The sequence below is a fragment of the Brachyspira sp. genome (assembly GCF_050873525.1).
Taxonomy (GTDB): domain Bacteria; phylum Spirochaetota; class Brachyspiria; order Brachyspirales; family Brachyspiraceae; genus Brachyspira.
Genome location: NZ_JBNMIZ010000345.1, coordinates 1 through 1,353, shown reverse-complemented (window position 1 = coordinate 1,353; position 1,353 = coordinate 1). Strand labels below are relative to the sequence as shown.

The window sequence follows — 1,353 nt, the reverse complement described above, 5'->3', positions numbered from 1 at the left end:
TAAATTTATTGAAAATCTATTAAATATGCCAAAGATAAGCATAATATTTTTTGAAGTTGATATAATTAGATTTAATTTATTTAAACTATAATACCTGCAAGGCAAGGCAAGGCAAGGCAAGGCAAGGCAAGCGTCAAAAATATAGTATAAATCTTAATCATAATGGTAATATTATAACATTAATTAAATTTTTGTCAATAGGTTATATCCATTTTTTTAAAGAATTTCTCATATACTCCACGATATCCGCATTATAAATTCTATTCAATAATTCCAAATTAAAATTCTCGTAGTCGCCAAAATATAAAATCTCTCCGCCGTTCAAAAGCAGTATTTTATTTGCAAAATTAAAAACATTATTAATATCATGCATAACGGCTACAATGCATCTAGAATCTTCGCTTGCCCACTCTTTCAAATTATTAATAAGTTCTATTTGACTGTTTAAATCCAAATGATTTGCGGGTTCGTCCATAAGGATGATTTTTGGATTTTGAGCGAAAACTCTCGCTAAAAAAACTTTTTGAAGTTCGCCTCCAGAAAGCCGATTTATAGATTTGTCTTTTAACCGAATTATTTTTAATTTTTCCAAACATTCCAAAACTATTTCTTTGTCTTTTTTGTCGGGCATCGAAAAAATTTTATCTTTAAAACTCGAATACCTGCCGAGCATAACAGTATCGAAAACGGAATAATCAAAATATATTTCCGAGATTTGACTCATGAAAGCAACGGTTTTATAAACTTCAATATCTTTTATATTTTTATTTTCGATTAATATAGAACCTTGAAAATCTAAAATATTGCATAACGATTTTAATAAAGTCGTTTTTCCCGAACCGTTTGGACCGATAATGCATAATCTATCGTTTTCAAAAATTTTAAATGAAATATTATTTAGAATTTTTTTATTTCCATAAGAAAAAGATAATTTATCAACTTCAATCATTTTTGATTTCCCGCAGCTTTATTATTAAGAAAAATATATAAGAAAAAAGGCGCTCCAATCAAAGCCGTCACTATGCCGATTGGAATATTCGCTCCCTGAACCATAATCCTTGAAAATATATCGGCAATATTAAGCAGCATTCCGCCGAAAAGCGCCGACATTGGAATCGCCACAATATGTTTTGCTCCGAAAATTTTTCTAACTATATGCGGAGAAACCAAATCGACAAATCCTATTATTCCGACAAAAGAAACCAAAATTGCCGTTATAAAAGAAGAAACGATTATAAAAAATATTCTCATTTTTTTCGCATTAACCCCCAAAGATAAACTTGTCGTATCTCCGAAAGTCATTATATCCAAAACCGCCGAATATTTAATTAAAACGATTAAAAAAATTATAGT

The 1,353-nt window shown here is 29.3% G+C and carries 2 protein-coding genes; both read right to left on the bottom strand.

Translation table 11 applies throughout. The annotated features are described in order from the left end of the window. Positions 1–202: 202 nt before the first annotated feature. Complete coding sequence (locus ACR0QS_RS13235; protein ID WP_432633921.1) at positions 203–949, bottom strand: ABC transporter ATP-binding protein; 747 nt, start codon at positions 947–949, stop codon at positions 203–205. Continuing rightward, on the bottom strand, positions 946–1,353 hold a 408-nt coding region (locus ACR0QS_RS13230), incomplete at its 5' end, for a FecCD family ABC transporter permease (RefSeq protein ID WP_432633920.1). The genes ACR0QS_RS13230 and ACR0QS_RS13235, both read right to left, overlap by 4 nt.